The organism is Microbacterium sp. CFH 31415 (assembly GCF_022538185.1).
Classification (GTDB): domain Bacteria; phylum Actinomycetota; class Actinomycetes; order Actinomycetales; family Microbacteriaceae; genus Microbacterium.
Genome location: NZ_JAKYXC010000009.1, coordinates 19,150 through 46,000, shown reverse-complemented (window position 1 = coordinate 46,000; position 26,851 = coordinate 19,150). Strand labels below are relative to the sequence as shown.

Sequence of the window (26,851 nt, the reverse complement as noted above, 5' to 3'; positions counted from 1 at the left end):
AGGGGTGGGATGCCGCGGGTGCGGCGCGGACGCGATCAGAATCGACCACCTCCACGGCGGGCGCGCGTGCCGCCCCCGCCGAAGCTGCCGGGGCGGATGCCGCCGCCGGAGCCTCCGCCGCCGAACATGCCGCCCAGGCTTCCTCCGCCCAGGCTTCCGCCCGACGACCGGCCGCCGCCCATCATCGAGTTGATGAGGATGCCGCCCAGCACGGCGCCGAGCACGTTGCCCCCGCCGCCCTGCTGCTGGCCGCCGCCGAACATGCCGCCCATGCCGCCGCCTTCGAACGAGCCGACGTCGGACTGTGCGAGCTGGATCGCCTGCCCGGCGAGCTGGTCGGCGCGCTGCGCGTGCTGCATCGCCTGCTCGGGATCGCTCGTCTGCAGCTGCTGCGCGCGGACCAGCGACGCCCCCGCCTCGGCGAGCCGCGTGCGCGCCTGCGCTCCGACGGCGCCGCGGCGTGCGGTGATGTAGTCCTCGGCGGTCGACACCTGGGCCTGCGCCTGCATGATCAGCTGACCGACCATCTGACGTGCGCGCTGCGCCTGGGCCTCGGCATCCCGAATCCCCTTCACGAGCGCGTCGATCTGCTCGTTGGCGCTCTCCAGGCTCTTCAAGGTGACGAGCGGGCGCTTCGCGGAACTCGCGAGGTTCGCCTTGGCCGCGTCGATCTGCTGGGTGGTCGCGGCGATGGTGGCGGCGACGCGTCCGTCCGGATCGGGGAGTGTGCCGGCGGTGACGACGTCCTGCTCCAGCTCGGCGATCAGCTCGACGGCGTTGCGCTCGCCGGCAGCGAGGTCGGAGGCGAGCTTGCCGATGGCGTCTTCGAGCAGCTCGGCCTGACCGACCGCCTCTTCGGCCGCTCGGATGCCGACGGCCGCCTCGCCGCCCTTGCCCGCGCCGATGGCCGCCTCGGCGGCGACGAGCTGCTCGCCGGCGAAGGCGAGGCGCTGGCGGGCCTGCTCGGGGTTGTCGGCGATGGTCGCGAGCGCCTCGGGCGCGTAGGCGGAGCGCAGGGTCTGCAGGGCGGCGGCGGCGCTGTCGAGCGATGCCTCGGCCTTCGCCTTCTCACCCTGCACGCGGGCGAGCGCCTCGGGGGCGTTCTGCTCGAGCTTGCGCAGCTCGTCGAAGTCGGCGGCCTTGTCGTCGAGCATCGCGTTGGACTGCTCGCACAGCGCGATGATGCGCTCGTTCCAGGCGCGGGTGTCCTGCTCGGAGTCGGGCGTGGCGTCGTCGAGCTGCTGCTTGAGGGTGAACGCCTCGTCGAGGTTCGCCTTCGCGGTCGCCAACGCCTCTTCGAACTCGGCCGTCGCCGCATCGCCGAACTGCGCCTTCGCGAAGCCGAGCTCCTGTGCGCTCGTCTTGATCGCGTCATCGGTCTGGACGAGAGCGGATGCGGCGCGCCGCTCGAGCTCGTCGAGAGGAAGCTGCTCGACCGCGGGCCCGCCGCCGGCCACTGTGCCGGACTTCTTGCGGCGCGCTCGCAGGACCAGCCAGATCACCAGCAGCACGACACCGGCGATGACGACGACCCAGACGATGCCCGACGGGAAGCCGCCGGTGCCCCCAGCGCCGCCCCCGCCGCCGAGCGACGATCTGATGGAGTCCGCGGTGGCGGTGATCGCGCCGCCGTAGTCCTCGTCGCGCAGGTGCGGCTGGGCAGCGGCCTCCGCGGCGACCACCTGCTCCTCGGAGAGCGGACCCTCGGAGTCTGCCGACAGGTAGTACTGGCGTCCTTCGGTCGAGACGGCGAGCAGGTACTGCGACGGACCGAGTCCGTTCTGCTGGGCGACCGTGTTGGCCCACTGCTCGCTGTTGGACGGGTTGGTGAACTCGTCGACGAACACGACGTAGAGATCGGCCTCGGTGGTCGATGCGAGCTCGCTGAGCTCCGTCTCGGCGGCCGCCAGCTCACCGCCGCCGAGCGCTCCGGCCTCGTCGAGGACGTACGCCGAGCCCAGTCGCACGGGGTCGGTCGCCATCGCGCCGCCCCCGATCGCCGTCAGGGCGACCACCAGAGTCGCCGTGAGCATCGCCGCCCATCGCCCACGCATCGATTCCCCCTCCGGGACGCGGAATCCAGCCCCTCCGCGAGTCTATGCAGGCGCGGGCGACACGCGAAAGCCTGGCGGACGTCCGGCCCTTGGCGCGGGTCGCTGCCCCGTTCGCAGCGTGATCGCGGGTAGCCTCTCCGATTCGGAGGAGACATGGACGATCGCTACGGCACCGACGTGCTGGCCGACGGCTGGCGCGCGCGCTCGGCCACGCGACTGGCGCGGGTCGAGGCATCCCGCGATCTCGTCGTGGAGGTCGCCGACGACGGCTTCTGCGGTGCCGTCGTCGGAATCGCGTCGGGCATGGTGGAGCTCGAGGATCGCCACGCCCGCCGCCGGCTGTTCCCGCTCGGCCCGGGCTTCTTGGTCGACGGCGCCGATGTCGTGCTGGTCGCGCCGACCACCGTGCCGGCATCGACCGGTCCGAAGCGCACCGCGTCGGGGTCGTTCGCGGCCGACGGGTCGCGGGCGCGCGTGGCGCGGGCGAGCCGCATCTTCGTGGAGGGACGTCACGACGCCGAGCTCGTCGAGAAGGTGTGGGGAGACGACCTGCGCGCGGAGGGCGTCGTGGTCGAGTATCTGCAGGGCATCGATCTGCTCGAGGCGGTGCTCGACGAGGAGCCGCCGTCGGCCACCCGACGGTACGGCGTGCTGGTCGACCACCTCGTGCCGAATTCGAAGGAGTCGCGCATCGCGCAGGCGCTCGAGCGCGGCCGGCACGGAGCCCACATCCGCATCGTCGGGCACCCGTGGATCGACGTGTGGCAGTGCGTCACGCCCCGGGCGATGGGCATCGAAAGGTGGCCCGAGGTGCCGCGCGGCACCGAGTTCAAAGTCGGAGTCTGCCGCGCGCTGGGCTGGCCCGCCCGCGATCAGGCCGACATCGCGCGGGCGTGGCAGCGCATCCTCGGGTCGGTGCACAGCTACCGCGACCTCGAGCCCGCCCTGCTGGGTCGTGTGGAAGAGCTCATCGACTTCGTAACCCTCGACTGACGCAGGCTCTCGGTCGACCGAGGCCGGTTCGGCTGTCGCAACGTCGGAGATCCGGGCGACACGCCGGGGCGCGGCATCCGTCGCCCGGCGTGTCGGAGATCGCTCCAGACACGCCGGGGCGCGGCATCCGTCCCCCCGGCGTGTCGGTCGCGATCTCCGATTCTGCGACCGCTCGACCGGCGGGAGGGCGCCGCCGCTGTCCGGGCGGCGGATGTATCGGAGAGCTCTTCCTGGCGCTCCTTGCAGGTGGGCGGCGAGCCTGCTGTCCCTGAGCGAAGGAGCGGCAATGGCCGACATCGATCCGAAGGATGCCCGCGTACTGGCGGGCGTCGAACTGAATGCCCTCGCGATCGCCGGGGTGTTCCCGAAAGAGCGGCTCGACGGGGCCGAGGTGGCTCCGGATGCGACACCCGTGTACGACATCACCGGCGTCGTCCTGTTCTACCGGCTGCCGGTCGACCGTGGACGTGAGCGGCTGGGGGCCGTCGACATCGCCGCCGATGCCGTGCTGGGCGATGTCCTGGTGGCCTACTCGGACGGGATGACGTGGAATCCCGACGCCCTCATCGGCGAGGCGCGCGAAGCCGGTGCCCATCGAGGATACGAGGTCTATGCGGCAGACGAGGTGCGGTTCGTCGCGTACAGCTACCCCAAGCTCGGAGTGCAGTTCCTGCGCGGCGGCGAAGAGATCGTCCTGCTCGAGCTGTTCACGTGGGAGCCCGTGCCGCCTGCCGGAGCGACGGTCGGCCGGGCTGCGAAGCGGGCCGACCGCAAGCCGCTTGAGCCCGAGAACTTCGAGCGGTGGAGCCTCGTCGAAGAGACGCCAGCGGCGGCTCGGCGCACGCGGGCGAAGCGCTTCAACGAGCGTCATCGCAACCTGGGCGAACTCAAGCTGCACCGCAACGCGTACGAGGTCAACCCCGACCTGTGGCGCGACATCCTCGTGTTCTCGCTGGTGGAGACGCGCGAAATCCGCTACTCGCTGCGAACGAGTCATCACACGCCGTGCTACGAGCTGCGGGGGCAGGAGACGAACGTGTGGTGCGTCGGGGCGAGCTCGCAGATGCTGCTGGACTTCTACCGCTACGAGTACACGCAGGACCGACTCGCACAGGAGCTCGGACTCGGCACGAAGGCCAATCCGAACGGCCTGCCATACAGCCAGGTCGGGCACGTGGTCACGGCGCTGGAGGCACTCACCGGCGACGGCCTGGATGTGACGATGATCACCAATCCGACGTTCGCGACCTTCCGCACCGAGATCCGCGCGAATCGGCCGCTCATCAGCTTCGTGCCCGGTCACTCGCGCACTGTTGCCGGCTTCACCGAGACGAGGATCCCCGTGCTGTACAGCGGACCCAATCGAGGACTGCTCGTCTACGATCCCTGGCCGCCGAACGCGGGCGTGATCACCAAGTGGGAGAACTTCGCCACCCAGACGTACCAGTACGCCTACACGGCACGGGTGACGATGATCTAGACATGGCCGATCTGGAGCTGGTGCGAAGCAGAGCCGAGTCGTTCGTCGATGACCCGGCTCTGCTCGGCACGCCGATTGCGGTGAAGGATGCTGGGGGCGCGCTGACGTCCTGGTTCGTGCCGATCCTGGCCGGCGCGAGCCTGGCGGGATTCGTCGAAATCCTGCCCGACCTCACCCACCGCCGGACGTCATGGTTCGCGGACGCGCCGACGGCATCGTCGTGGCTCGATCCGGTGGTCATCCGCACTCGCGCGGCGACCGCTCTCGCGGCGGACGAGATCGCCGGGGAACCGTCGCTGTCCTTCGATGGGGTTCCCGACCGCCTCGCGTGGGCCGTTCCCGTCCGCGGTGCTCGCGGTGACCGGATCGTGTTCGTCGCCGGCGACGTTGTGTGGCCGAGCGAGGCCCGCTGACCTCTCGGCTCCTCGCGGCTGACCGAGCGGGCGCGGCCTGCCCTCCCGCCGATCGAGTGCGCGCGAAGCGCCTCCCTCGCTGGCCCCGGGGGTTTCGAGACGGCGCTGGCGCCCACTCAACCGGCGGGACAGCGCCGGACGGTCGAACCGTCGGGAGATCTTGCCCCGACACGCCGGGGACGGCGGACTTCGGCGGCGTTTCTCCCGGCCGTTTGACACCCATGGGTGCTGGGGGTTTCGAGACGGCGCTGGCGCCAGTCAACCTGCGGGCGAAGCGCGGGACGGGTCTCGAATAGCCTGGGAGGGTGTCCGACACTGCTCCTCCCGCCGACGACCCGCCCCGCACCTTCCGGGAGCGTCCGGTCTCGTTCGTGCGGCGCAGCGGGCGCATGTCCGACGCGCAGGAGCGCGCCTGGTCCGAGCTCGCCGGCACGTACGTCGTCGAATCGCCGCGCGACCTCGCGGCGACGAGCATCCGCCCCGGCTCCGCCATCGACCCCGCCCACGTCTGGGGTCGCGAGGCGCCGCTGATCGTCGAGATCGGGTCAGGCCAGGGGCACGCGATCGTGCATGCCGCGGCATCCCGCCCCGACGACGACTTCCTCGCGATCGAGGTCTTCCGCGCGGGACTCGCCCGCACGATGCTCGACGCCGACAAGGCCGGCGCGCGCAACCTGCGCCTCGTCGAGGCGAACGCCCCCGAGGTGCTCGAGCACCTGCTGCCCGAGGCATCCGTCTCCGAGCTCTGGGTCTTCTTCCCCGACCCGTGGCACAAGAAGAAGCACACCAAGCGCCGCCTGGTCACCCCCGCGTTCGCCGCGCTCGCTGCGCATGCGCTGAAGGACGGCGGCATGCTGCGGCTCGCCACCGACTGGGAGGACTACGCCCTCCAGATGCGCGCGGTGCTCGGCGACGCCGCCGACTTCGAGCCGGCGTTCGAGGGGGAGTGGGCGCCGCGATTCGACGGCCGCGTTCTCACGGCGTTCGAGCGCAAGGGCGCGCGGGTCGGCCGCGACATCCGCGACCTGGCGTATCGGCGAAGGCCGAGGCCGTGACCCAGCCCTCCGAGCCGCCGGCGACGCCGCCTGCCCCGGGAACGGAGCGAGCGGATGCCGCGACCCGCGACCGCTGGCGGGTGGTGCGCCCGCTCAGCCACCGCGACTTTCGGGTGCTGTTCGGCGCGGTCGTGCTGTCGATCTTCGCCGCCGGCATGTGGGCGGTCGTCATGGTGTACGCCGTCATCGACGCGGGCGGCGGTCCGCTCGGGCTGTCGCTCGTCGCCGGAGCCAACGCCACGGGCCTGCTGCTCTGCGCGATCCCGGGCGGCATCGTGGCCGATCGCGTCTCGCGCCGTACGATCGTGCGCGTCGTGGAGTTCACGAACTTCGTCGCCATCACGACGATCGTGGTCGCCGGCATGGTCGGCACCGTCACCATCCCGCACCTGACGATCGTCGCGTTCGTGCTCGGCGCGGGGGCAGGGTTCTTCTTCCCCGCGTACAGCGCGATCCTGCCCCGCATCCTGCCCCAGGGTCAGTTGCTGGCAGCCAACGGGCTCGAGGGCGCGATCCGTCCGGCGCTGCAGCAGGCGGCAGGGCCGGCCGCGGCGGGAATGCTGCTGGCCGCGCTCATCCCGAGCCATGCCGCCGTCGTCATCTCGGTCGCCTACGGGCTCGCGTTCGTCGGCCTGCTGTTCCTGCGGGCGGAGCCACCTGCGCCGCACGACGAGCCCGAGCGTGCGGCATCCGTCTTCCACGATCTCAAGGAGGCCGTGGTCTTCACCGTCCGCACCCCCTGGCTCTTCGCCACCCTGCTGTTCGCGACGGGGTGGGTGCTGGTGTTCGTCGGTCCCGAGGAGGTGCTGCTGCCCTTCCTGCTGCGCGAGCGCATCGGCACCGACCCGCGGTGGTTCGGCTTCCTGCTCGCGGTCTACGGCTTCGGCGGCGTGGTCGGGTCGATCGTCGTCTCGTCGATGAAGCTGCCGCGCCGGTACCTCACGGTGATGAACGTCGTGTGGGGCGTCAGCACCCTGCCGTTCGTGATCGTCGGCCTCACCCATCAGTACTGGCTCATGCTCCTCTCGATGTTCATCATCGGATTCGGATTCAGCTACGGCAACGTCATCTGGGGAACGCTGCTGCAGCGCCGGGTGCCGCGCCACATGCTCGGCCGGGTGTCGAGCCTGGACTTCTTCGTCTCCCTCGCCCTCATGCCTCTGTCGATGGCCGTCGCCGGCCCCCTGTCGGAGGTCGTCTCGCTGCAGACGATCTTCATCGTGGCCGGCATCCTGCCGCTGCTGTTCGGACTCATCGCGATCTTCGCCGCGCGCATGCCGCAGGACGAGATCGCCCACCCCCTGGATCACTGATGCCCGCCTCTCCTGCCGCCGCCCCCGTCGCCACGCTGCCCGCCTGGTCGTGGCATCTCGCGCCCGCGCTCCTGGTGTGCCTCGCCGCGCCGGCGTTCTTCGTGCTGCGCGTGCCGTGGGTGGGCTGGGTGCTGCTGGCGGCCGGCCTCGCGGTGGCGCTGATGATGGAGCGGTCGGATGCTGCGACCCGCGGCCCCGGTGATGACGTCCCAGAGTCCGGGGCGCGGTGCCCGAGCATCCTTCGCGACCTGTCTCTCATCGCGGTCGGAATGCTCATCGTCAGCGCGATCCCGCTCGAGGCCGAGCTCGACAACGTCGCGTTCCTGCGGTTCGGGCTCGCACTGGGCGGCGCGGTCGCCGTGCCGTACGTCATCTCACGGTGGGCCTACCGCGACTACGCGATCCGGTTCCCATGGCGTGGCGGCGGGCGGTGGACGGCGTTCCAGTGGACGTGGCTGGCGGCGGTGCTGGTGCTCGGCTGGCTGATCCTGCCGTTCTACTTCATCACCTCGGGCGTCTACCTCAACTGGCCCGTCGTCGACACCCCCGACCTCATCGCGCGCCTGTTCGTCGGCGTCGGCGCGGTGGGCATCTGGGACGAGCTGTTCTTCATCTGCACGTGCTTCGCGCTGCTGCGCCGGCACTTCCCGTTCTGGCAGGCGAACCTGCTCCAGATGATCGTTTTCGTCTCGTTCCTGTGGGAGCTGGGCTACCGGGCGTGGGGTCCGGTGCTGACGATCCCGTTCGCTCTGCTGATGGGCTACATCTTCATGAAGACGCGCTCGCTCGCGTACGTCGTGACCGTGCACCTGCTGTTCGATGCGGTCGTGTTCGCGGTGCTCGTCCACGCGCACAACCCCGGTCCGATGGACTGGCTCTTCCTGGTCTGAGTGGTTCTCGCCCCTTGGCGCGGGCTGCCCAGGGGGTGCCCAGGCCGGATCGCTAGACTGGCTCGTGGATCCCGACCGGATCCCCGGACGACGGATCAGTACCCGGTGAGCGACAAGACTGGCCAGGAGCACAGTCATGGCGTGGGTCATCCTCATCGTTTCCGGCATCCTCGAGGCCGTCTGGGCGACAGCGCTCGGCAAGACCGAGGGCTTCACCAAGCTCTGGCCGACCGTGGTCTTCGGCGTCGCGCTCGTCCTGAGCATGGGCGGGCTGGCGTGGGCGATGCGCGACATCTCCACCGGCACCGCGTACGCGGTATGGGTGGGCATCGGCGCATCGCTGACCGTCGCGTACGCGATGATCACGGGCGACGAGGCGTTCTCGATCGTCAAGATGCTGCTCATCGTGGGGCTCGTCGGCTGCGTCGTCGGGCTCAAGCTCGTCGGCAACGAGTGACGCCGGATTTCACCTTCAACCTCAGGTCGATATGACTTGATCGAGAGCTCTTGACGCCCACCCGGGGTGAGTGAGTACATTCGGTCCTGCGAAGAGAAAACGGAAACGAAGGAACCCGAAAGGGAGACGGAAACAGGAACCGCACATCGCATGATGATCGCCCCGAGGCTTCGGCCCCGGGGCGATCTTCGTTGTGCCAGCAGGAGTTTCGCGGGGCTTGCGGGTCGGATCAGACCGGGACGCGCGTGATCGCCCGCACCGCGTCGTGCAGGGCGGCCACCGCGACATCCGGCGGGGCGACGCCCGCCACGAATCCGTCGGGGCGCACGAGGTAGACGCGGTCGGCGGCCAGGCGACCGTGCGGGTCGCGCGCATGCGCGACGGGCTCCACGTCGAGGGCTCGCGCGATGCGCTCGACCACCGGCCGGTCGACGCCGTACCCATGGAGCTGCCACGTGAAGTCGCGCAGCGAGTCGAAGTTGTCGCCGGTCCACGGCAGCCGGCGACCCAGCACGTGCTCGCGGCCGCGGGCCCCGGGCATCCGGTAGCGGATGCGCGTCTGCGACAGGTAGCCGTAGACGCGCTCGCCGCGAGCCGCGCGCGGGACGATCCGCACCGCCGCCGGTCCGACCGCCGGGACGATCCTGGTCCGCACGAACCGCGCCCACCCGCCGCGCGAGGTGATCCGCGAGAAGAGCGCGTCGGTCGTGCGCACGAGGCGCTCGGCTACCGGGCGCCGCTCGGCCTCGTACTCGTCGAGGATCTCGGGCAGCGCGCCGCCCGAGATCACCTGCGCGAGCTTGCAGGCCAGGTTGTGGGCATCCTGCAGCCCCGTATTCATGCCCTGCGCGCCGACGGGGGAGTGGACGTGCGCTGCGTCGCCGACGAGGAACACCGCACCGTCTCGGAACCGCGCCGCGAGGCGGTGGTGCGTGCGGTAGCGAGAGAACCAGGACGACTGCGTGTACTCGACGCCGAACTTCTCGGAGAGCATGCGCTGCACCCGCGCCTCGACTTGCGCGTCGGTCTCGCCCTCGACGTACTCGGCGATGCCGAGCAGGCGATGGTGGCCCTCGCCGCCCATGGGGAACCCGAGCATCAGGTCGTCGCCCTCGATGCGCAGGTTGACTCCGCCCTCGACGACGCCCTCTGCGTCGAGCGCGTCGGTGACGAAGTACGAGAGCGGGCTGGTGGAGCCTTCGAACGGGATGCCGCGTGCCCTGCGCACCGTCGAGGACGCGCCGTCCGCCGCGATGAGCCACGGCGCGCGCAGCGTGACCGGGCCGTCGGGCCCGTCGGCCGTGACCGTCACCGGCGCTCCGCCGCGCCCGCCCTCGATGGAGACGAGCGCGTGCTCCCACAGGATGGTGCCGCCGAGCGTTAGGAATGCGTCACTGAGGATCTGCTCGTTGCGGCTCTGCTCGAGGATGAACACGCCGGGGTACGGCGTGACCGTGCGCCCCAGCTGGGTGAGCGGTACCGCGCCGAACACGGTGTGCCCGTAGCCCGGGTTCACCGTCGTCGCGCGCGTCGCCTGCGCGAGCACGGGCTCGGCCAACCCGAGCTGGTCGTAGATCTCGATCGACCGCGCCTGCAGGCCGAGCGCGCGCGACTCCCGCGTCGGGCCGGCTTTCCCGTCGAGCACGACGACGCGTGCGCCCAGGCGGGCGAGGCAGGTCGCGGCCATGAGGCCGCTCGGGCCCGCGCCCGCGACGATCACGTCGGGGGCGGCATCCATCCCCCCACTCTCTCACCCCTCAGCGACATGGGTTCGCGCAGGACGTTTGGTGGGCGCCCCGTAGGCTCGGACCCGTGACACCTATCGACCTTGCAGATGGAGCGACGCTGCGCGCAGCGCGCCCCGGCGATGAAGCGGGCATTCTCGCGATGATCCACGGGCTGGCCGTGTACGAGCGCGAGCCCGACGCTGTTCAGAACACCGTCGACGCGCTCACAGCGAGCCTGTTCGGGCCCGAGCCGCGCGTCTTCACGCACGTCGTCGAGCGTGAGGGGACGATCGTCGGGATCGCGATGTGGTTCGTGACCTATTCGACGTGGACCGGCACGCACGGCATCTGGCTCGAGGATCTCTACGTCGACGACGCCGAGCGCGGGCAGGGGTACGGCAAGGCGCTGATCGCGTCGCTCGCTGCGGAGTGCGTCGAGCGCGGGTACTCGCGGCTGGAGTGGACGGTGCTCGACTGGAATGCTCCGGCGCTGTCGTTCTACCGCTCGCTCGGCGCGGCGCCGATGGACGAGTGGACGACGCAGCGCCTCACCGGCGACGAACTGGCGGGGCTGGCGCGTCACGTGGAGCGCGGCTGATGGTCGACCGGGCGGAGCGCATCGCGCAGGCGGCGAAGGACCGCGACCTGCAGGTCGGGGTGGCCGAGTCGCTCACCTGCGGCCTGCTCTCGAGCACGATCGGCGCGGGGAGCGATGCCGAGGCCTGGTTCGCCGGCGGCGTCGTCGCGTATCGCACGGAGGTGAAAGAGTCCGTGCTCGGGATGACGCCCGGCATCGACACCTGCTCATCGCAGTGCGCCGTCGAGATCGCGCAGGGTGTGAAGCGCGTGCTCGGCGTCGACATCGCCGTGTCCACGACCGGTGTCGGCGGGCCCGACCCGCAGGACGGCCACCCGGCAGGCACCGTGTACCTCGGCTGGGCGACCGCCGACGATTCGGGTCACCGGTTCCACGCCTTCTCCGGCTCACCCGAAGAGGTGCTCGAGCAGACGGTGGATGCCGCGCTCGCGCTGCTCGAGGAGCTCGTCGAGGAGTGAGCGCGGAGGCTCAGTCGTCGGCCGGCTGTTCCTCGGGGTTGCCGGGACGCACGGGCGCGTCGTCGCGGATGTCGATGCGCGTCACGTTGCCCTCGCGCTGGGTCACGTCGATGCGGGGCGCCGCGTCTTCCTCGACGGCGTCGGGCGCGGCCAGCAGCTGGTCGCGGCGCTTCTCCTCGTCGGTCATGCCGTCGCTCATGGCGTGCTTCCTTTCATGATCGGATGCCGCAGGCTATCGAGCCGCGACGGGTCGAGGCCACGGGTTGACAGGCGTCAGCCGTTGCCCGGTGCCTGATCGCCGATGAGCACCGCGCGATCGAGGCGGTGTGCATGGTCGAGTGCGAGGCGCAGGCCGACGTAGCTGCCGCGGTCGTGGCCCACGACCGTGAAGCGCTCGTGCCCGAGTCGGGTTACATCCACGAGGCGTCAACGAGGGTGATGTCGACGTCGTGCTGTGGGTGACCTACGTCATCCCCGAGGGCGAGCCGCTCGCCGAGACCGACCTCAGCAAATGCGACGCGTGACTTCGGCTGCTTCGTCGAGATGAGGTGGTGGGTGTCCTTCGCCGTCAGTTGTCGGGGTGAGCATGCAAGCCGTATCGCTTATTGAGCGGGTCGACGAAGACGTCGGGCTCTTCGGGCGGCGAGAGCGTGTAGCGGGTGAACGCGACGCCGAGCACCAGCAGGAAGAGCCCGCTCAGGCCGATCGTCCAGCCGCTCGCCGCGAGCTCGGTCGCGATGAGTGCGAAGACGGCGAGCGAGACGGCGACGGTGAGGAAGAACGCGAGGATGTCGATCCAGAGCAGATTGCGCCGGATGAGCTGCTTGTAGCCGAACACCACCGCGATCATCGTCACCGGGATCGCATACAGCGCGATGGTTGCCGCGGGCACGAATCCGGGGACTGTCCAGCCGCCGAGCGCGAACTGCACGGCGAACCAGACCAGCACCGGCCAGTACGCGATCTTGATGTCCTCCCAGTAGCTCTCGTTGACAGCGGCGAACACGGCGACGACCCGGTTGTGGCGCGACCAGTCGTAGGCGAAGTGCAGGAGCGATCCGATGATCGTGATGGGCACGATCGCCACGAGGTTCAGCCAGAGCAGGTCGTTCTCGATCATGCTGTCTCCGCGATGGGGCGCCGGCGGGTTCGGCCGGCGCCGTCACACTATCTCCAGACGGTCGCCAGCACGACGTTGAGCACCGTCAGTCCGCCGATGGTCGGGAGCACCCAACCTGCGACCGCGTCGCGCTTTCGGTTGAAGAGGGCGATGACGATGATCGCGATGAGCACGACGAGCTTCACGGAGATCTTGACGTTGTTGACGTCGTTCCCCAGCGGGTACTGCAAGCCAACGAGCAGGAATCCGGTGACGAGTATGGTCCACGCGCCGTGCATCATCGCGGGAAGTATCCGGCCCTTGCCCTCGCGCATCGGCTTGATCTGGTAGATCACGCCGCCGAGCAGCGCGACGACTCCGATGATGTGCAGGGCGAGGATCAGGTTCTTGAGAATCTCCATGGTCGGTATCTTACCGACACAGTGTCGGATTGATTGACCTGGCGTGCCGGGAGGCGATCCCACCCAGGATCGAACGCGCTGCGGGTCCGACGCCGATGCGCGCTGGACGCCGCCCGGTCCGCTGGCGAGCCAGGGACCGGGCGGCTGCGGATCAGGCGTTCGCGCCCTTGCGGGGCTTGATGAACGCGGTCGGCTCTTGCTTGGCGCGCTTGGCTGCGCGCTTCTCCTTGATCGAGAGCTGTGCGACCTTCTTGGCTCCGCGCGATTGCGGCGACTTTCCAGACATGGACTCGCTTCCCCTTCTGACGGCTGGCGGGTGAACCCATGACCATAGCCCGCTTCCACAGGAAGTCAACTCGCGGCGACCGGGGGCCGCTTCGGGTGTCGTCGCGGCGGCGGTCAGGCGTAGTAGCCGGCGACGGGCGCAGTGCTGTCGGGGTGCAGGTGCGGGCCGTCCGACGTCCACTCGGACACGGTAGGAATCGCACTCGCCGCCTTGAGATCGTTGAGCTGCGCCGACGAGAGCGCGAAGACGACTCGTGGGATGCCGGATCGCGCGATCGCGCCACCGCACATCGAACACGGCTCGCAGCTCGTGTACATCGTGACTCCCTCGAGCTCCTCGTGTGAGAGCGCACTCGCCGCCCATCGTGCGAGCTTGAGCTCGGGGTGGGCGGTGATGTCGCCGTCGGTCAGGGTGGAATTGGTCTCCTCCCGGAGGACCGCGCCGTTCGCGTCGGCGAGCAGCGACCCGAACGGCGGATTGCCGCCCTCGCGAGCGTGTGTCGCGAGCGCGAGCGCCTGACGAAGCAGCTGAGTCTCGACGGCGGAGAGTGTCATGACGCCCAGTGTGCACTGGCTGCGGCATCCGCTCACCGAGAAATGCGAACGAGTATGCGATCCCGACGACGGCCGGCCCGATTCGTTGGGGGAGCACCGACCCAGGCGGAGGGCTTCGAAGCCGACTTCGGAGCCCGGTCGGTGCTCGGCGCCCCCGACGGAAGTCCGGAGAACGTGAGCGACTTCGAGATCGCCGACGGCCTTGGTGAGGTGCTGGCGGTCACCGCGACTCCCGACACGCTGCTCTTCGGTTTCGGTCTCGAGCAGCTCGAGTCGGACGCCGCCCGTGCAGAGGTCGTCGCGAGGATGCTGGCGCACTTCGCCGGGTAATCGAGCGACGGATGCCGCGACGGGGGTGTGTTCTTCGCAGCGGGTCCGTCGGGTTCGCGCGCGGTTGCGCCGGTCCACTTCTGCACGAGCGGCCCCGTCTGCGGAAGTCCAGCGGATGCTTGGATCGAGGGATGTCGGATGGTCTGGTGTTCTCGACCGATGCCGCCGCGATGGATGTCGAGCGCGTGCATCGGTGGCTGGCGGAGGAGTCGTACTGGGCGGGCGGTCGCACGCGCGAGGCCCACGAGGCCGCGATGGCGGGCTCACGCAACTACGGCGTGTTCGACGCCGCCAGCGGCGAGCAGCTCGGCTACGCCCGGGCGATCACCGACGGCGCGACCTTCGCCTGGATCGCCGACGTCTTCGTCGCCTCCGAGGCGCGTGGACGCGGCGTCGGCAAGCGCATCATGGCCGGAGTCGTCGCCGACCTCGAGCCACTCGGGCTGAAGCGCACGGCGCTGTTCACCGAGGACGCGCACGGCCTGTACGAGCAGTTCGGATTCCAGCGCATCAGCGACGCCGGGGCCTGGATGCTGCGCTGGGGCGCGGGGTACGCTCCGGCGGGGGCATGAAGGCCGACGATCGATCAGAAGATGTGTGCCTCGCAAACAGACAGGAACGCCGTCCGGCGCCTCTGCAGTTCCCGGGCCACACCCATCGCGGTCAGCTCCTCGGCGATGTCGCGCGCGTCACGCAGCGAACGGGCAAGCCGGTCCGAGCTTTGTGACGACGAGCGTGTCGCCTTCGCGCACAGCGGCGAAGGCCTCTCGCAGTCCTGGCTTGCACGGTTCGTGCCGGTCAGCCCGCGGTCGACGTAGATGTCCACGTCGCGAACTCCCATGCGCAACAGGGCGTCGCGCTGGGACGTCAGGTCTTGATCAGTTGGTGAAGGCAGGATGCCGCACTCGATGCGGATCCTTCTCTGCGGGCTGCCCGGATCTGGACGATCACGTTCGGGCCGAGCGCGCGATGGGGGTCGCCGGAGGGCTGGCCCACTGACAATACGAAGCCCCCGCGCGACAAGGTCGGGCGGGGGCTCGTTTGGGTATCTCAGTGATCGCGGCTCATAGTCTGTGTCCTTCCCTCGGGATAGCGAATCTAGTCAGCGACGCGGGCTTTGACAACCGACTCGAGCAGTACAGTGTGGCGCCCACCTCGATCCTTCACCGCGCCGCTGTTGAGGGGCTAGCCGCGTGGTAGTCGTCTGCCTTCGTGGCTGAGGCTGATCAGTCGCTCCGGATGATGCACCAAGCGGCGTCGAATGCGCGTGCCCGCAGGTCGCTGTCGCGCATCCATACTTCGAGCGGGGAGCCGTCTCCGAACCAGCCTTCGAGGGTTGTCTGGCCCTCGATTTCCGCGACCAGTCGGTACCGGTCGCCCGGAATGGTGAGGGGAAGGCAGGTGGGCAGGACATTCAGTGCGGCGTGGCGGTTGCCGTTCTGGGCGTGCCCGTAGAGGTGGGTAAATGGAATAGGTTCGGCTGCGCGGTTCAGTGTGCGCTGCCAGGCCCACATGCGCTGGAGCTGGTCATTGGCCGCATCGGTTGCTTCGAACACCGCGGTCGGCGCGCCGATCGCGTCGGCAGCGGACGGCACCGTGAAGGTCGCCAGCGGGAGGATGACTTGACACGCGTCGGTCGGCAGCTCCAGATCCGCGGGTCCGGTGGTGAGCAGGCTTCGGTCTGGCTGGGGGTCCCACAGCACTCTCCAGCCTCGGGTGAGGCGATCGTCCGGCTCGTAGCCGTACGTATCAGTGAGATCGTGGAAGATCTGTAGGACCCCATGATGTGGGAGACCTTCCTGGCCGGGCGGCCAGTCCGAGCGGCTCTCCGCGTCGATGGTGTTGTAAGCGTCGGCGAGATCGAAAGTCGCCACGTGCGCCAGGGGTCTGCCGTCAGCACGCCGTGGCCAATCGTCCTCGGTGACTCCACCAGCCGGGCCACCCAGCCACGACACTTCAGATCCGGTGGGCCAGAAAAGATCTTGTAGTTCAGCCGGCCCCGGATCGAAGGACTGTTCCGTGTACGCGACGCTGAACGCAACCTCGCCGCTGAGTCCGGCTACGCGGTACTCAGGCCTCTGCAGCCACTCAATCGCCGCCATCCTCCGGCCATGAATGGGCGGTCGATCAGCATCCCGAATGGTCACGCTCGATACTGACACCGCTTCGCCCTCGGCGGCCACATTGCGCGCAGACCGTTGCACGCCATCGGTCGCTCAGCGTTCGTTGGGGGTGCTGGGGGCGGCGGGCGCAGTGGCCGGAGTCAACACGATGAGTGGACTGTGCGCGATCATCTCGTCGACATCGTCTCTGCGCCATCGGCGTGCGGCGGCCTCGATGAGCGGCCGAGCTTCGTGGGGATCGGTGATGACCCGCGCCGTGGCAGGAACGTCCGCGTGGATGCCCTTCTTCAGATGCACGACGACGTGGGGGTCCGCGGTGATGTTGTGTATCCAGTCCCTGGTGCGATCTCGGCGCGGCATCCCAGTGATGAACAGCACGCCGTCCTCATCGTGCAGGAAGATCTCGATTCGACGAGGTAGCCCGCTACGGCGACCGGTCGTCGTCAGGTCGATGAGCTGACTTCGGTGCAGAGCGGTGGTGACATCGTTGTTCACATGTGTTGAAGCAATCTCGCTGCCGCAGACATTCCACGCGATCGGTGAGACATTCCGGGCGCAACGCTGACACCAACGTCCCGGCTGCAAGGCCAACGCTGTTGCCCGAGGGTCGTTGGGCGCTCGATCTCCGCGCTAAAGCCGGTCCCCCTGCGGGCCGGCCTTCGCACGTGGACTCGACTGGTGCAAGACGCAAGAGAACATACCGTGTCGCGGGGCCGCGACGTGCGTAGGAGCCGTCGGATGACTTGCTCGCTGGCGGCCGGCCATCCGAGCCGGGCACTTGCGCCGGGAAGGACGGACGAGGGCGGCCCAACCCAGCGGTTCCGTCGAGCGCGGTCGTGTGGGACTGGCTCCTCAGCGGTCAGCGCTCGCTGCAGTCGGGGCCCTTCGAGCGCCCTTTCCTCATCGGCGGGAAACAGAAGAGACCGACCCGTCGGGGTCGGTCTCTTTCGGTGTGTGTGTTGTGGTGCCCCCGACAGGAATCGAACCTGCGACCTTTGGTACCGGAAACCAACGCTCTATCCCCTGAGCTACGGAGGCGTGCCGATCGAGGTTACCATCCGCGAACCCCGGTTCCGCGCCAGTCAGGGGGTCACGACGTCCGCATCGAGCGGGGCGTCGGCCACGACATCCGTCGCCTCTGTCATGCCCGCGATCGCGTCCGCCACCTTCTCTGCAAGGTAGGCATGGCCGGCGCTCGACGGGTGATCGCGGCCGGTGTCGCTCGTGTCGATGACCTCGAGGTAGTTGTCGGGCGTGATCCAGCTCTCGGCGATGGGGGAGATGTACCACCAGCCGCGCTCGGCTGCGAGGGCGGCGAGGTCGCCGTCGATGCGCGCGGTCGCCGGCTCGACCGGGAGCACCTGTGGCGCGGGACCCAGCACGACGATCGCCGCCTCGGGATACAGCGCCGCCAGTGCATCCCACACCCCCAGAACAGCATCCCGATACCCGCTCGGATACAGCCGGCGGTCGTTGATCGAGCCCTCGATGATCACGAGGTCGGGATCGAGCGCCGGGTCGAGCATCGCGACGCGCTCGCCGTACGAGCCGCCATCGAGTCCCGGTTTGAGGTAGCCGCTGCCGCGCACGCCGTCGGCGATCGTCTCGCCGCCGAGGTGGTCGGCGAGGCGGTACGCGAAGCCGAGGCTCGGCACGATCGCCGCCGAGCCGTAGACCCACGAGTCGCCGAACACCAGCACCCGCGGTGCGTCGGGCAGCGACAGCGGAGCGGCGCCCGAGGCCACGGCGACCGACTCCGCCTCGACCGCGACCGGCGCCGACGCAACGACCCACGGACGCCACATGCCGAGCGCGCAGACCGCAGCGACGGCGAGCGCGGCGCCGATGATCGGCAGCCACGGACGCCGTCCGCGGAGGCGTCCGGGCGCGTGCATGCACCGAGGGTACGTCACGTTTCGGGGCCCGCTGACCACCGGCCGGAAAGGTGGGGAAACGTCGCGCGAATCCTGAGCGATCGGGCCGATGAGCACCCGCACCTGGGCTCTGTGCACAAGCGCAGGAAGCACCCTTCCGGGCATGCGAGGATACTTCGGTGCAACGCGTCGTGACCGCCGAACTGGACCTCGATCTGGGGTCGTCCGTCGACCTCATCTTCCAGATCACGGCGGCGCAGGCGGTGCCTCTCGTCAGCGAGCATCTGACCTTCACTCAGGGCGACCGCGTCTACACGCCGACCGAGATCGTCGACCAGTCCGGCAGCCGCCTGCACCGCCTGATGGGCGAGTCCGGGCGACTCGAAGTGCGCTACGAAGCCACCGTCGATGGCCAGGCCGCCACGAGCCGCACGAGCGACCTCGAGGCCATCACCTATCTGCGTCCGAGCCGCTACTGCCAGTCGGACGAGGTCTTCCAGCAGGCGCGCCGGCAGTTCAAGGGCCTCCAGGGGCACGACCTCATCGCCGCCGTGTCCGACTTCGTCGCGACGAGCACCACCTACACCCCGGGCCTCAGCCACGGCACCGACAGCGCCGTCACGACCCTCATGACCGGCCAGGGCGTCTGCCGCGACTACGCCCACGTCGTCATCGCGCTCCTGCGTGCCATGGACATGCCCGCCCGCTATGCCGCCTGCTTCGCGCCGGGTCTCCAGCCCATGGACTTCCACGCGGTGGCCGAGGCCTATCTCGACGGCGCCTGGTACGTGATCGACGGCACACGTCTGGCAAACCGCCGGTCGCTCGTCCGCATCGCGACGGGGAGGGATGCCGCGGACTGCGCCTTCCTCAGCTACCACGGCGGGTACGTCGGACTGCAGCGCATGCGGGTCGACGCATGGGTCGTGCCCGACGACGTCGAAGGGGTCGAGGGAGCGGCGCGGATCGAAGTCGAGGCCGCGGATCCGTCGGCGGACGACTTCGTCGAACTGGTGCAGCTGGCGTAAGAGGCTCCTCGGCGGCCACGAAGCTTTCGCCTCGCTTCACTCGATCAACGATCGGCGGGGACGACCGCCGGCGACGAGCGCGAAGCGGGCACGCAGGCATACGCCCGTAGAATTGGCGGGCTATGAATCCCGAAGCGCTCTCCGCCGCCCTGCTCGCCGTCATCGCACCGCTCGCGGAGGCGCGACGACCCGGCGCGGCAGAAGGGCTGAGCGCGGCAGACCTCGTGCTCGACCGGCCGAAGAACCGCGAGCACGGCGACTGGGCCTCGAACGCGGCGCTCAAGCTCGCGAAGGGCATCGGCGCGAACCCGCGTGAGTTCGCGGCCGAGATCGCCGCGGGCCTCGCCGAGGTCGACGGCATCGCCGAGGTCGAGGTCGCCGGACCCGGCTTCATCAACATCCGACTGGATGCCGCGGCCGCGGGCGCCCTCGCGAAGACGATCGTCGACGCGGGCTCCGCCTTCGGCACCAACACCAGCCGCGCCGACGAGGTCATCAATCTCGAATTCGTCTCGGCGAACCCGACCGGACCCATCCACCTCGGCGGCACCCGCTGGGCGGCGGTGGGCGACTCGCTCGCCCGCATCCTGGCGTCGCAGGGCGCGGCCGTGACGCGCGAGTACTACTTCAACGACCACGGCGCGCAGATCGACCGGTTCGCCCGCAGCCTCGTCGCCGCGCACGAGGGTCTTCCGACCCCCGAGGACGGCTACGGCGGCGGCTACATCGTCGACATCGCCCGCCGCGTGGCGCTGGCTTACGAGGGCGACATCGACGCGCTCGACGCCGACGCGAAGCAGGAGGCGTTCCGTGCGCTCGGCGTCGGCTTCATGTTCGACGAGATCAAGAAGAGCCTCCACGACTTCGGCGTCGACTTCGACGTGTACTTCCACGAGAACGACCTGCACGAGTCCGGCGCCGTCGAGCGCGCGGTGAAGCGGCTCGACGAACTGGGTCACATCTTCGAGGACGACGGCGCCGTCTGGCTGCGCTCCACGACCTTCGGCGACGATCGCGACCGTGTCGTCATCCGCTCCAACGGCACGCCCGCCTACATCTCGGGCGACCTCGCCTACTACCTCGACAAGCGCGAGCGCGGCTTCAACCGCTGCATCATCATGCTCGGCGCCGACCACCACGGCTACGTGCAGCGCCTCATGGCCATGTGCGCGGCCTTCGGCGACGAGCCGGGCGTCAACCTGCAGATCCTCATCGGTCAGATGGTCAACCTCGTCAAGGACGGCCAGCCGATGCGCATGTCGAAGCGCGCCGGCACGGTGGTGACCCTCGAAGACCTCGTCGAGATCGTGGGGAAGGATGCTGCGCGCTACGCGCTCGTACGCAGCTCGACCGACTCGAATCTCGATGTCGACCTCGACGTGCTGCAGAAGCGCACCAACGACAACCCGGTCTTCTACGTGCAGTACGCCCATGCGCGCACCCACAACGTGGCCCGCAACGCCGCGAACTCCGGCGTCGACCGCTCGGAGTTCGCCCCCGAACTGCTGTCGCACGAGACCGAGTCGGCGCTCCTCGGTGCCCTGCAGGAGTTCCCGCGCATCGTCGCCTACGCGGCCGAGGTGCGCGAGCCGCACCGCATCGCGCGATACCTCGAGGAGCTCGCCGGCCTCTACCACCGCTGGTATGACAACTGCCGCGTGATCCCGCTCGGCGACAACCCCGTGGAGCCGGTGCACCGCACACGCCTGTGGCTCAACGACGCCACCGGCCAGGTGCTGCGCAACGGCCTCGACCTGCTCGGCGTGGGTGCGCCGGAACGGATGTGACACGATGACGGCCGCCGACGCGCATCCCACTCAGCCGCTGCCCGAGTGGGAGCAGGCGCCGGCGCCCCGTCGCCGACGCCGTGCGTGGCCGTGGATCATCGCCCTGATCATCGTCGTCGGGCTCGCCGTCGTCGCCTGGTTCGTCGCCGAGGCGATCGCCCGCGACCTCGTGCAGCAGACCGTCAAGCAGGAGATCCGCGAACGGCTCTCGTTGCCCGCCGATCACCCGATCGACGTGACCGTGCCGGGCGTGCTCATCCCGCAGCTCATCGGCGGCAGCCTCGACGAGATCACCGTGTCGTCCGACGATGTGCCCGTCGGCGAGTACGAGGGCGACGTCACCGTCAGGGCGACCGATGTGCCCATCCAGCAGGGCGCCGATATGGGCGGCGCCACCGCGACGGTGGCCCTCGACGAAGAGCAGCTGCGCGGCCTTCTCTCCGCGGTGGAGGACTTCCCCGCAGACACCGTCAGCCTCGCTGAACCCGACATCAGGGTGGCCACCGAGCTGCAGCTGTTCGGTGCCGGCTTCCCGGTCGGGGTGACGCTCGCCCCCTCGGTGGCCGACGGCGACATCGTGCTGACCCCGACGTCGTTCGAACTCGCGGGCGCCCAGATCGACGCCTCGCGACTCTCGGATCAGTTCGGGCAGCTCGCGGACATCGTCGTGCGCGACTGGACGTTCTGCCTCGCCGAGTACATCCCGGCCGGTGTGACGCTCACCGACGTTCAGGTCGATGGGGACGTGCTCGTCGCCGATGCCGACGTCGACGGCGCGATCGTCAACGACCCCGCGCTGCAGGCCGCCGGGACCTGCGACTGACCCTCGCAGGGCGTCACACATCACGGGCCCGGCATGGGCTGTGCCCTAGACTGCAAGGACCGTCCGGCGCGGGAACTCACGGGTGAACGCGGCCGCCGGATCGAGTGCGCGGCCGGCGCGTCCGCCGAGCTGATTCGCGCCGATCCGGTCCACCGGACGATCCCGCGCCGAAGCCCGAACCGATTGGTCCTCTCCGTGTCCGCCCCTTCGCAGTCCCGCTCCCTGGCACCGGCATGGCTGGCCGAGCCGGACGACGCCAACGCTCTCGCGCCGCTCGTGTGGCCGACGGCGGCGACGCGCGACGACGAGGGAGTGCTGCGGCTCGGCGGCATCCCGGCGACCGCGCTGCGCGAGCACTTCGGCACGCCCCTATGGGTGCTCGACGAAGACGAGGTGCGCGCGACCGCACGCCGCACTCTCGACGCCTTCCGCGCGGCGGCGGCCCTGCATGGCGTGCAGGCGCGCGTGTACTACGCAGGCAAGGCGTTCCTGAGCGTCGAGGTCGCGCGCTGGGTGACCGACGAGGGTCTCGCCGTCGACGTGTGCACCGGCGGTGAGCTCGCCGTCGCGCTCGCCGCGGGCGTCGATCCCGCCCGGCTGGGCTTCCACGGAAACAACAAGAGCGTCACCGAGCTCGAGGCGGCCGTCGGCGCCGGCATCGGCTCGATCGTCATCGACAGCCTCATCGAGATCGAGCGCCTCGCCGCGATCGTCGACCGCCGCGGAGTCCGCCAGTCGGTGCTGCTGCGCGTGAACAGCGGCGTGCACGCCGAGACGCACGACTTCCTCGCGACGGCGCACGAAGACCAGAAGTTCGGTTTCACGCTGACGGATGCCGCGGCCGCGGCATCCCGCATCCGTGAGCTCCCGGGGCTCGAACTCGTCGGCTTGCACTGCCACATCGGCTCGCAGATCTTCGGCACCGCCGGGTTCGAGGAGTCCGCGGCGCGCATCGTCGAGCTGCACGCCGAGCTCCTCGCGGGCGGAGAGCTGCCGGTGCTGAACCTCGGGGGCGGCTTCGGCATCGCCTACACATCGGTCGACGATCCGACCCCGATCGAGGAGCTGGCGATGGGCATCGCCGACGCCGTCGCACGGCAGTGCGAGGTGCGGGGCATCCCGATCCCGAATCTGGCCTTCGAGCCCGGACGCGCGATCGTCGGGCGCGCGGGGGTCACCCTCTACGAGGTCGGCACGACCAAGCCGGTCGAGGTCGACGGCGGCGAGCGCCTCTACGTGAGCGTCGACGGCGGCATGAGCGACAACCCGCGCCCGGCGCTGTACGGGGCGGAGTTCTCTGCGCGCATCGCGTCGCGCGCGAGCGACTCCGAGCCGGTGCTGGTGCGCGTGGTCGGCAAGCACTGCGAGTCGGGCGACGTCGTCGTCGACGCGGAGTACCTGCCGGGCGACGTGGCTCCCGGTGATCTCCTCGCCGTCCCGGCCACCGGCGCCTACTGCTTCTCGCTCGCGAGCAACTACAACTACGTCCCCCGCCCGCCCGTCGTGGCGCTGCGCGGGGGAGAGGCGCGCGTCATCGTGCGGGGCGAGTCGATCGACGATCTGCTCTCGCGCGACGCGGGTCTCACCGGCCACCCCGAGAAAGGGATCGACATGCCTGTACTGAGCGACCGGAGCGAGGACAAGTGACCGACTACCGCCGTCTTCGCGTTGCGCTGCTGGGGGCCGGAGCCGTCGGCTCGCAGGTCGCGTCGCTGCTGCGTCAGCACGCCGACGAGCTCGCCGACCGCGCCGGAGCGCGACTCGAGCTGATCGGCATCGCCGTGCGCGACGTCGACGCCCCGCGCGAGGTCGACCTGCCCCGCGAGCTCCTCACGACCGACGCCGAGTCGCTCATCGTGGGCGCCGACATCGTCATCGAGCTCATGGGCGGCATCGAGCCCGCGCGCACGCACTTGCTGGCCGCGATCAACTCCGGCGCCGACGTCGTCACCGCCAACAAGGCGCTGCTCGCCACGCATGGCCCCGAGATCTTCGACGCCGCCGACCAGGTGGGCGCCGAGGTCTACTACGAGGCCGCTGCGGCCGGGGCGATCCCGATCATCCGTCCGCTGCGCGACTCGCTCGCCGGCGACCGCGTGCAGCGAATCATGGGCATCGTCAACGGGACGACGAACTACATCCTCGACCGCATGGACACCGAGGGCGCCGAGTTCGCCGACGTGCTCGCCGACGCCCAGCGCCTGGGCTACGCCGAGGCCGACCCGACGGCCGACGTCGAGGGCTACGACGCCGCTCAGAAGGCGGCCATCCTCGCGAGCCTCGCCTTCCACACCACGGTGCCGCTCGAGTCGGTCCACCGCGAGGGCATCACGGCGATCGACAAGTCGATGATGGATGCCGCGCGCCACGCCGGCTACGTCATCAAGCTCCTCGCGGTGTGCGAGCGGCTGAACGGCGGCGCCGACGAATCCATCTCGGTGCGGGTGTACCCGGCGCTCGTCGACCGCGCCCACCCCCTCGCGAGCGTGCACGGCGCGAACAACGCCGTGTTCGTCCAGGCCGAGGCCGCGGGCAACCTCATGTTCTACGGCGCGGGCGCCGGCGGCGTGCAGACCGCGTCGGCCGTGCTCGGCGACGTCGTCTCGGCCGCGCGCCGCCACATCGCGGGCGGCGTCGGCGTAGGGGAGTCCACCCTCGCGAACCTCCCGATCGTGCCGATCGGCCGCGTCACCACCCGCTACCAGATCACCCTCGAGGTCGACGACCAGCCCGGCGTGCTCGCCACGGTCGCCGGCATCCTCAGCGACGGGCGCGTGTCGATCGCGAACGTCGAGCAGACCGTCGCGGGCGAAGACGCCCGCACCGCGCGCCTGGTGATCGGCACGCATAAGGCTTTGGAGCAGGACCTCAGCGAGACGGTCGACCGTCTCGCCGCGAGCGGCGTCGTCGAGCGCGTCGTCTCGGTCCTGCGTGTGGAAGGAGACTGACATGGCACACGTCTGGCGCGGAGTCCTGCGCGAATATGGGGATCGTCTGGGCGTCACGGATGCCTCGACCGTCGTCACCCTCGGCGAGGGCGGCACTCCGCTCCTGCCCGCACCCTCGCTGTCGCGCCGCACCGGCACCGACGTGTGGGTCAAGTTCGAGGGCATGAACCCCACCGGGTCGTTCAAGGACCGCGGCATGACCGTCGCCGTCTCCCGCGCGATCGAGCACGGTGCGAAGGCCGTCATCTGCGCGTCGACGGGCAACACGTCGGCGTCGGCCGCGGCCTACGCGGCGCACGCCGGCATCACCGCGGCGGTGCTCGTGCCCGAGGGCAAGATCGCGATGGGCAAGCTCAGCCAGGCCGTCGCGCACAACGGCCAGCTCATCCAGATCCGCGGCAACTTCGATGACTGCCTCGAGATCGCGCGCGAGCTCGCCGACAACTACCCGGTGCACCTCGTCAACTCGGTCAACCCCGACCGCATCGACGGCCAGAAGACCGCCGCCTACGAGGTCGTCGCGCAGCTCGGCGACGCGCCCGACTTCCACTTCATCCCCGTCGGCAACGCGGGCAACTACACCGCCTACACCCGCGGCTACCGCGAGGAGGCCGAGGGTGGCGTGTCCACGCGCGTGCCGCGCATGTTCGGCTTCCAGGCCGAGGGCTCCGCGCCGCTCGTGCGCGGCGAGGTCGTGAAGAACCCCGAGACCGTGGCCAGCGCCATCCGCATCGGCAACCCTGCCTCGTGGGAGCTCGCCCTCGAGGCGCGCCAGGCGACCGACGGCTACTTCGGCGCCATCGACGACCAGCGCATCCTCGCCGCGCAGAAGCTGCTGGCGGGCGAGGTGGGCATCTTCGTCGAGCCTGCGTCCGCGATCAGCGTCGCGGGTCTCCTCGACCGCGTCGAGGCCGGCGTCGTGCCGCAGGGCGCGCGCGTCGTGCTCACCGTCACGGGCCACGGACTCAAGGACCCGCAGTGGGCGCTGCGCAACGCCGATGGCAGCCAGGTCGAGCCGACCGTGGTGGACGCCACGACGTCGGAAGTGGCATCCGTCCTCGATCTCGCGCCTGCGGCGGCGACCGCGTGAACGCAGCCGTCGTCCCGGCTCCGGGGCGTCGTGTGCTCGTGCGGGTGCCCGCGACGAGCGCCAACCTCGGACCCGGCTTCGACACGCTCGGCCTCGCGCTGAGCGTCTACGACGAGCTCGACGTCACGGCCCTGCCGCCCGGGGAGCTCGAGATCGAGGTCACCGGCCAGGGTGCGGCCGACGTGCCGCGCGACGCCTCGCATCTCGTCGTGCGCGCGATCGCATACACGTACGAGTCGGTCGGGCGCCGCATGCCGGGCCTGCGGCTGCACGCGCACAACGTGATCCCGCACGGCCGCGGCCTCGGATCGTCGGGTGCCGCGGTGGTGTCGGGCATCCTCGCGGCCAAGGGGCTGCTCGAGGGTGACATCGAGCTCGGGCCCGACACCCTGCTGCGGCTCGCGACCGAGCTCGAGGGGCACCCCGACAACGTCGCGCCGGCGCTCTTCGGCGGCCTGACGATCGCGTGGGTCGACGAGCACGGTCCGCAGCACAAGAAGCTGCTCGTGCACCGCGGTGTCTCGCCCCTGGTGTTCGTGCCCGAGTTCACCATGTCGACCGAGGTCGCCCGCAGCCTGCAGCCCCTGCAGGTGCCGCGCGAGGACGCCGTGTTCAACGTGTCGCGCTCGGCGCTGCTGATCGCTGCGCTCACCCAGAGCCCGGAGCTGCTGCAGGCCGCGACCGAAGACAAGCTGCACCAGAACTACCGCGCGAGCGCGATGCCGGCCACTGACAACCTCGTGCGCATGCTGCGCGCCAAGGGGTTCGCCGCCGTCGTCTCGGGCGCCGGACCGAGCGTGCTCGTGCTCGCCGACGGGCCGGGACGCCGCCTCGAGGCCGCCGCCCTCGCGTCGTCGGCATCCGACACCCCGTGGGAGGCGCTCATGCTCGCCGTCGACTTCAAGGGTGGTACAGTGAGGGAGTACGCGGAGGGTTCCACGTAAATCGTGAATCTGGCCTCCGTTCGCATTCTGCGAAACCCCGCACGACCCCCCACATCCTGCTGACGGTCTCTGAGCGCCATCGCGGTTCTCGAGTCCATCTCAGGG

At 69.9% G+C, this 26,851-nt stretch carries 29 protein-coding genes, 1 tRNA gene, 1 pseudogene and 1 riboswitch; of the genes and pseudogenes, 18 read left to right on the top strand and 13 right to left on the bottom strand.

Annotated features, from left to right (window positions below):
* Positions 1-35: 35 nt before the first annotated feature.
* Positions 36-2,054, bottom strand: a complete 2,019-nt coding sequence (locus tag MK786_RS16345; protein ID WP_277397499.1) for a TPM domain-containing protein — start codon at positions 2,052-2,054, stop codon at positions 36-38.
* A gap of 153 nt (positions 2,055-2,207) precedes the next feature.
* Here MK786_RS16345 and MK786_RS10945 point away from each other — a divergent pair, with 153 nt between their 5' ends.
* The 7 genes and pseudogenes from MK786_RS10945 to MK786_RS10915 all read left to right on the top strand — a co-directional run bounded on the left by MK786_RS10945 (position 2,208) and on the right by MK786_RS10915 (position 8,655).
* Positions 2,208-3,047 (top strand): DUF3097 domain-containing protein, encoded by an 840-nt coding sequence (locus MK786_RS10945; RefSeq protein ID WP_241112269.1) that lies wholly within the window; start codon positions 2,208-2,210, stop codon positions 3,045-3,047.
* A 286-nt stretch (positions 3,048-3,333) separates the two neighbouring features.
* Complete coding sequence (locus MK786_RS10940) at positions 3,334-4,527, top strand: C39 family peptidase (RefSeq protein WP_241112268.1); 1,194 nt, start codon at positions 3,334-3,336, stop codon at positions 4,525-4,527.
* 2 nt (positions 4,528-4,529) lie between these two features.
* On the top strand, positions 4,530-4,940 hold the full coding sequence (locus MK786_RS10935) for a hypothetical protein (RefSeq protein WP_241112267.1): 411 nt from the start codon (positions 4,530-4,532) through the stop codon (positions 4,938-4,940).
* Positions 4,941-5,329: 389 nt separating this feature from the next.
* Positions 5,330-5,995, top strand: a complete 666-nt coding sequence (gene trmB, locus MK786_RS10930) for a tRNA (guanosine(46)-N7)-methyltransferase TrmB (protein WP_241112471.1) — start codon at positions 5,330-5,332, stop codon at positions 5,993-5,995.
* A 54-nt stretch (positions 5,996-6,049) separates the two neighbouring features.
* A pseudogene (locus MK786_RS10925) lies at positions 6,050-7,308 on the top strand (MFS transporter).
* Positions 7,308-8,198, top strand: coding sequence for a CPBP family intramembrane metalloprotease (locus MK786_RS10920; RefSeq protein WP_241112266.1), 891 nt, complete (start codon positions 7,308-7,310; stop codon positions 8,196-8,198). The pseudogene MK786_RS10925 and the gene MK786_RS10920 overlap by 1 nt, the downstream one beginning before the upstream one ends.
* 62 nt (positions 8,199-8,260) lie before the next feature.
* Positions 8,261-8,325, top strand: a riboswitch (guanidine-III (ykkC-III) riboswitch).
* Between the two features lie 9 nt (positions 8,326-8,334).
* Entirely contained in the window at positions 8,335-8,655 is a 321-nt protein-coding gene (locus MK786_RS10915) for a multidrug efflux SMR transporter (protein ID WP_241112265.1), read from the top strand.
* Positions 8,656-8,884: 229 nt separating this feature from the next.
* On the opposite strand, the gene MK786_RS10910 is transcribed toward MK786_RS10915, so the two are convergent.
* Complete coding sequence (locus MK786_RS10910; RefSeq protein ID WP_241112264.1) at positions 8,885-10,393, bottom strand: FAD-dependent monooxygenase; 1,509 nt, start codon at positions 10,391-10,393, stop codon at positions 8,885-8,887.
* 149 nt (positions 10,394-10,542) lie between these two features.
* Between MK786_RS10910 and MK786_RS10905 the strand changes: the two genes are divergently transcribed.
* Positions 10,543-10,980 carry a GNAT family N-acetyltransferase gene (locus MK786_RS10905; protein WP_241112469.1) on the top strand — a complete coding sequence of 146 codons (438 nt, stop codon included), beginning with the start codon at positions 10,543-10,545 and terminating at the stop codon, positions 10,978-10,980.
* Positions 10,980-11,438, top strand: coding sequence for a CinA family protein (locus tag MK786_RS10900; protein ID WP_241112263.1), 459 nt, complete (start codon positions 10,980-10,982; stop codon positions 11,436-11,438). The genes MK786_RS10905 and MK786_RS10900 overlap by 1 nt, the downstream gene beginning before the upstream one ends.
* A gap of 10 nt (positions 11,439-11,448) precedes the next feature.
* On the opposite strand, the gene MK786_RS10895 is transcribed toward MK786_RS10900, so the two are convergent.
* The 6 genes from MK786_RS10895 to MK786_RS10875 form a co-directional block, all read right to left on the bottom strand.
* Complete coding sequence (locus MK786_RS10895; protein ID WP_241112262.1) at positions 11,449-11,637, bottom strand: hypothetical protein; 189 nt, start codon at positions 11,635-11,637, stop codon at positions 11,449-11,451.
* Between the two features lie 74 nt (positions 11,638-11,711).
* Positions 11,712-11,858 (bottom strand): alpha/beta hydrolase, encoded by a 147-nt coding sequence (locus MK786_RS10890; protein ID WP_241112261.1) that lies wholly within the window; start codon positions 11,856-11,858, stop codon positions 11,712-11,714.
* Between the two features lie 148 nt (positions 11,859-12,006).
* A complete protein-coding gene (locus MK786_RS10885; RefSeq protein WP_241112260.1) occupies positions 12,007-12,558 on the bottom strand; it encodes a DUF6512 family protein in 552 nt (183 codons plus the stop codon).
* 47 nt (positions 12,559-12,605) lie between these two features.
* On the bottom strand, positions 12,606-12,959 hold the full coding sequence (locus MK786_RS10880; protein WP_241112259.1) for a hypothetical protein: 354 nt from the start codon (positions 12,957-12,959) through the stop codon (positions 12,606-12,608).
* Between the two features lie 151 nt (positions 12,960-13,110).
* A complete protein-coding gene (locus MK786_RS16340) occupies positions 13,111-13,245 on the bottom strand; it encodes a hypothetical protein (RefSeq protein WP_277397498.1) in 135 nt (44 codons plus the stop codon).
* A gap of 113 nt (positions 13,246-13,358) precedes the next feature.
* On the bottom strand, positions 13,359-13,799 hold the full coding sequence (locus tag MK786_RS10875) for a nucleoside deaminase (protein WP_241112258.1): 441 nt from the start codon (positions 13,797-13,799) through the stop codon (positions 13,359-13,361).
* A 174-nt stretch (positions 13,800-13,973) separates the two neighbouring features.
* On the opposite strand from MK786_RS10875, the gene MK786_RS10870 reads away from it, so the two are divergent.
* Together MK786_RS10870 and MK786_RS10865 are read left to right on the top strand one after the other, a co-directional pair.
* Positions 13,974-14,129 (top strand): hypothetical protein, encoded by a 156-nt coding sequence (locus tag MK786_RS10870; protein ID WP_241112257.1) that lies wholly within the window; start codon positions 13,974-13,976, stop codon positions 14,127-14,129.
* Between the two features lie 131 nt (positions 14,130-14,260).
* Positions 14,261-14,701, top strand: a complete 441-nt coding sequence (locus MK786_RS10865; protein WP_241112256.1) for a GNAT family N-acetyltransferase — start codon at positions 14,261-14,263, stop codon at positions 14,699-14,701.
* Between the two features lie 14 nt (positions 14,702-14,715).
* On the opposite strand, the gene MK786_RS10860 is transcribed toward MK786_RS10865, so the two are convergent.
* From MK786_RS10860 to MK786_RS10840, 5 genes are all read right to left on the bottom strand, one after another.
* Positions 14,716-15,024: a recombinase family protein gene (locus tag MK786_RS10860; protein WP_277397512.1), complete on the bottom strand. Its 309-nt coding sequence runs from the start codon at positions 15,022-15,024 to the stop codon at positions 14,716-14,718.
* Between the two features lie 331 nt (positions 15,025-15,355).
* Positions 15,356-16,276: a DUF1963 domain-containing protein gene (locus MK786_RS10855; RefSeq protein WP_241112254.1), complete on the bottom strand. Its 921-nt coding sequence runs from the start codon at positions 16,274-16,276 to the stop codon at positions 15,356-15,358.
* Positions 16,277-16,345: 69 nt separating this feature from the next.
* Entirely contained in the window at positions 16,346-16,747 is a 402-nt protein-coding gene (locus MK786_RS10850) for a nitroreductase family deazaflavin-dependent oxidoreductase (protein WP_241112253.1), read from the bottom strand.
* Positions 16,748-17,214: 467 nt separating this feature from the next.
* A tRNA-Arg gene (locus MK786_RS10845) sits at positions 17,215-17,290 on the bottom strand.
* Positions 17,291-17,334: 44 nt separating this feature from the next.
* Positions 17,335-18,147 carry an SGNH/GDSL hydrolase family protein gene (locus tag MK786_RS10840; protein WP_241112252.1) on the bottom strand — a complete coding sequence of 271 codons (813 nt, stop codon included), beginning with the start codon at positions 18,145-18,147 and terminating at the stop codon, positions 17,335-17,337.
* A 158-nt stretch (positions 18,148-18,305) separates the two neighbouring features.
* Between MK786_RS10840 and MK786_RS10835 the strand changes: the two genes are divergently transcribed.
* The 7 genes from MK786_RS10835 (at position 18,306) to thrB (ending at position 26,746) form a co-directional block, all read left to right on the top strand.
* Positions 18,306-19,154 (top strand): transglutaminase family protein, encoded by an 849-nt coding sequence (locus MK786_RS10835; RefSeq protein WP_241112251.1) that lies wholly within the window; start codon positions 18,306-18,308, stop codon positions 19,152-19,154.
* A 122-nt stretch (positions 19,155-19,276) separates the two neighbouring features.
* Positions 19,277-20,941, top strand: a complete 1,665-nt coding sequence (argS, locus tag MK786_RS10830; protein ID WP_241112250.1) for an arginine--tRNA ligase — start codon at positions 19,277-19,279, stop codon at positions 20,939-20,941.
* 4 nt (positions 20,942-20,945) lie between these two features.
* Positions 20,946-21,764, top strand: a complete 819-nt coding sequence (locus MK786_RS10825; protein WP_241112249.1) for a DUF2993 domain-containing protein — start codon at positions 20,946-20,948, stop codon at positions 21,762-21,764.
* Between the two features lie 195 nt (positions 21,765-21,959).
* Complete coding sequence (lysA, locus tag MK786_RS10820) at positions 21,960-23,411, top strand: diaminopimelate decarboxylase (protein WP_241112248.1); 1,452 nt, start codon at positions 21,960-21,962, stop codon at positions 23,409-23,411.
* A complete protein-coding gene (locus tag MK786_RS10815; protein WP_241112247.1) occupies positions 23,408-24,712 on the top strand; it encodes a homoserine dehydrogenase in 1,305 nt (434 codons plus the stop codon). The genes lysA and MK786_RS10815 overlap by 4 nt, the downstream gene beginning before the upstream one ends.
* A 1-nt stretch (position 24,713) precedes the next feature.
* Entirely contained in the window at positions 24,714-25,802 is a 1,089-nt protein-coding gene (gene thrC, locus MK786_RS10810) for a threonine synthase (RefSeq protein WP_241112246.1), read from the top strand.
* The gene (gene thrB / locus MK786_RS10805) at positions 25,799-26,746 is read left to right on the top strand and encodes a homoserine kinase (protein WP_241112245.1); all 948 of its coding nucleotides are present in this window, start codon (positions 25,799-25,801) and stop codon (positions 26,744-26,746) included. The genes thrC and thrB overlap by 4 nt, the downstream gene beginning before the upstream one ends.
* Positions 26,747-26,851: the final 105 nt, after the last annotated feature.